The organism is uncultured Actinomyces sp., from assembly GCF_963526355.1.
In the GTDB taxonomy this organism is placed as follows: Bacteria; Actinomycetota; Actinomycetes; order Actinomycetales; family Actinomycetaceae; genus Actinomyces.
The window spans coordinates 1-3,471 of record NZ_CAUROW010000151.1 but is presented as its reverse complement, the minus strand read 5'-3'; the positions used below and the strand labels follow the sequence as shown (position 1 = coordinate 3,471).

Genomic DNA, 3,471 nt, shown 5'->3' with positions numbered 1-3,471 from the left:
TCCAGCTCGACCAGGGCGTTGTCGTTGCTGCGCAGGGCCAGGCGGGTGGCGTGCTCCTCGAGCAGGAGGTGGCGGGGCTCGGTGCCGTGGCCGTAGACGACGACCGGGACCTGGCCGGCGCGGCGGGCCTGGCGGGCCGAGCCCTTGCCGAACTCGGTACGGTCCTGGGCCTTGAGGGTGATGGCGTTGTTGGCCATGAGGCTCTCCTTGCGGATGAGGCGGGGCCCGGTGCCCCGCGGCTGGTGGTGGTCCGGCTGGGCGCGACGACGCGCAGTACCGCCAGGTACCACCACGTCGATCACGGATGCACGCCTTCTTAAGACGCGTCCCTCGCCGGGGCAACATGGGCAAGGGTACGGCATGGACGCGGCCCGCGAACAGCCGTACTCCCGGTGAGGCGCCCCACCTGGCGGGGCCGAGCCGGCTCTAGTGATCAGCGGTCGTACCTCAGGTCGCGCGGTCGTACCCTCTACCCCTCGAATCCGCGGCCTGACCTACGAACGCATGGACCGCAGGCTGCAGCTGGTGCCGGTTCATGTGTGCCACTCCGTCGCAATGAGGATCAGGAGGTTGGAATCGGCGCAGATGACGGCCTGGTCGGTTTGGAAGTGGTGCGGCTCGGCAATATTCGGGTCATCCTGAATCATGTGCTCGCCGTCGAGGATCTCGTCGGCCTTCTCCTTGGGGACGGCGGTGAAGACCTCGTCCTTGGAGACGTACTGACGCAGGTCGGGATGGATTCCCGGAAGCGGATCAGCCGTGCCCATCGAGGCCTCGGCAAGAGCCTGGGCACTGACAGGATCAAGGCCCATCACCGCATGCGTCCATATCGGGCGGTCCTGCGGGGGGAGGACCTCGCGTTCCTCCTGCCGGTACTGCGTGACCCAGTGGGCGGAAGAGACACTGATACCCGGCATGCGTCTGTTGAGAGGCCCCACATCGGTCCTGATCTCCAGCTTCTCGGGAACGTACTCGGTGAATTCCGCGAAACGATCGTTCGGCGCCTGCGTCGTCGGACCCGCCCGACGCCGCCCACTCCCCACCAGTACCGCGCAGCTGCTCAGCATCAGCGCGACTCCGCCGAGGACCCCCATACCGACGACGCCACGCCGCCCATACCCGGTCATGCCAGTCCCTCTTTCACCCCTGTACTCCGGCCCCGGCCTGTCGAGCGCAACGCCGTGGCCCACAGCTGAAGACTATCGGCGGAGGGCGGTAAGATGCCCACGATCCCTGCGTCCTGCAACGGGTACTCGTCCCCCTTGCTCCCCCACAGTGCGCGGGCACAGACCCGCATGGCGATCCTTCGCCGACCTCAGCGATACCGATGGGACGGGCCTGTCCGAGTCGGTGCGTAGTGTGGAGGACATGACTCACAACGCCATCGCGGAACAGTTCTTCGACTCCTACACCCGTGCTCTGCTCGACCGGGACGCCGAGACCATCGCCGAGCACTACGCCGTGCCCGCACTGATCGAGTTCCCCGAGCATCCCATCGCGGTCTCCAGCGCCTCACAGACCAAGCAGTTCTTCGCCGAAGCATTCGGCCAGTACGAGGGCGTCTCCACCACCCGCGCCACCATCAAGGTCGTCGCCGAAACCGGGCACAGCATCTGGGCCGACGTCACCTGGACCCACGATGCCGGCGCGCCACAGGAGCGCCTCCTCTACCAGCTCGTCCGCAGCAGCGAGGGCTGGAAGATCGCCGTTCTGACCCCGCTGGACGCATAACCGCCCCGATTGCGTGACACACCTGCCAGGCCCAGCCTCACCCGACTGCGCCCGAGCCGTCCGGCGAGGGCCCCTCGGGAAGGCGAGTCAGACCCGCAGGAGCTCCAGGCATCGGCGCACGTCCTGGATCGGCAACTGGCCAGGGGCGGAGGCCTGAGTCTCCCCCTGCGCGTCGGGGACGACGGCGAAGGTCAGCGCCGTGCCGAAGGCCGGGGCCACGCGGCTGACCGCGCCGAGCGATCCCATGGACATGGCGGCCACGGGCACGCCCAGTCCCGCCCCCTCCCCCGGGGCCTCCGTGGCCCGAGCGCACACGCCCAGGAGACGGGCGACGTCATCGGCACTGGTGGGCCACACGGCGATCTTGGCCAGGTTCGCCCCCTCGTTGACCATGCGGACCAGGACCTCCTCAAGGGAGGTGTCGGCGGGGGTGGCCTTGAAGTCGTGGAAGGAGGCGACGACGTCGATGCCCAGTTCCTGGGCCTGCTCGGAGACTCGCGGCAGGCAACCGCGCTGGACCTCGACGTCGATGGCGGCCGGGCGGCGCTCGGGCGCCCAGTCGGCCAGCTCGTCGAGAACGGCGCTGAGGACGGCGCCGTAGCCGGCATCGTCCAGGTGGGCCCGGCCGCCCTCGGTGGCGGTGCGGCAGGTGAGCAGGAGAGGGGCACCGTCAACGACGTCGATCATGCGACGCAGACACTCCAGGACCTGGGCGGCCGCCGTGGCCACGACCATCGGGTCGGGGGCGGGCGGCTCCTCGCCCTCACCGGCGGCCTCCTCGCCACTCTCACCATCGGGCCCGTTGCCTGAGCCGATGGGCCCGCGCCGCCCCGCAAATGCGGGCGATGTCGCAGGCCCGACCGAGCCGGCCGCCGTGGGGGCCAGGATCGAGGCGCTCGCCAACGCCGCCGCGGCCGAGGCCTCGGCGAAGCCGACCAGGGCGTCGGCCTCCTCGAGCAGGTCGACGCGCAGTTCAACGACGTCGGCTCCGGAGTCGATGGCGTGGCGCGCCTGAACGCGGGCGCGGGCGGCGGTCGGCCCGGTCAGGGAGACGGCCACCGCGGGCAGCCCCCCGGGGTTGCTGGTGATGGTACGACCGCCCCAGGTCAGCGACGGTGCCGCGCTCATGCTCCAGCCCCTTCCGCGATCGGCTGCGCGGGCACGAGCGACAGGGCGATGCCGTCGAGGATGTCATAGAGGCTGGTGGTGACCCGCTCCAGTGGGCGCCCGGTGGCCTCGGTCCGCGCCACTACACGGGAGACGACCTCACTCCACACGAGGGCACCGGCGGCGATGACGTCGCGGCGCCCAGGAGCCAGGTAGCCCCAGGAGGCCCGCTGCTCGGCGGTGGAGTGGACAATCGCCTCACAGGAGACCAGGACTGCTTGCGGGCTCAGCTCGGCGCCGTTCAAGGCCTGCGGGTCGAAGGCCTGGAGGCCCAGGGCGTGGGCGGTGACGGTGGTGATGGTGCCGGCCAGACCCACTAGCTGTTCGGGGGCGGACAGGTCCACGATCCGTTCGGCCTCGTCCAGGAGACCGCGTACCTCGGCGCGGGCGGCGGCCTCGGCGGCCGGGGTGACGCCGTCGGCCAGGAACCGTTCGGTGATGCGCACGCTGCCGGTGTCCAGGCTGATGGCAGCGCTGGGGGCGTCCACGCCCAGGACCAGCTCGGTGGAGCCTCCCCCGAGGTCGACGACGAGGCGCGGCGCCGGCACTCGCCCGGCCCGTCCCTGTACTTCT

3 protein-coding genes and 2 pseudogenes are annotated in these 3,471 nt (G+C 70.5%); 1 reads left to right on the top strand and 4 read right to left on the bottom strand.

Annotated elements, in window-relative coordinates; genetic code table 11:
- Positions 1-215: pseudogene (locus RWR81_RS12970) on the bottom strand (50S ribosomal protein L25); the annotation flags it as partial.
- Positions 216-533: 318 nt separating this feature from the next.
- On the bottom strand, positions 534-1,127 hold the full coding sequence (locus RWR81_RS12965) for a hypothetical protein (protein WP_314458133.1): 594 nt from the start codon (positions 1,125-1,127) through the stop codon (positions 534-536).
- 241 nt (positions 1,128-1,368) lie between these two features.
- On the opposite strand from RWR81_RS12965, the gene RWR81_RS12960 reads away from it, so the two are divergent.
- Positions 1,369-1,731 carry a hypothetical protein gene (locus RWR81_RS12960; protein WP_314458132.1) on the top strand — a complete coding sequence of 121 codons (363 nt, stop codon included), beginning with the start codon at positions 1,369-1,371 and terminating at the stop codon, positions 1,729-1,731.
- Positions 1,732-1,818: 87 nt separating this feature from the next.
- Here the strand turns inward: RWR81_RS12960 and RWR81_RS12955 are convergent, their stop codons facing one another.
- Positions 1,819-2,859, bottom strand: coding sequence for a type I 3-dehydroquinate dehydratase (locus RWR81_RS12955; RefSeq protein WP_314458131.1), 1,041 nt, complete (start codon positions 2,857-2,859; stop codon positions 1,819-1,821).
- A pseudogene (locus RWR81_RS12950) lies at positions 2,856-3,471 on the bottom strand (exopolyphosphatase); the annotation flags it as partial. The pseudogene RWR81_RS12950 and the gene RWR81_RS12955, both read right to left, overlap by 4 nt.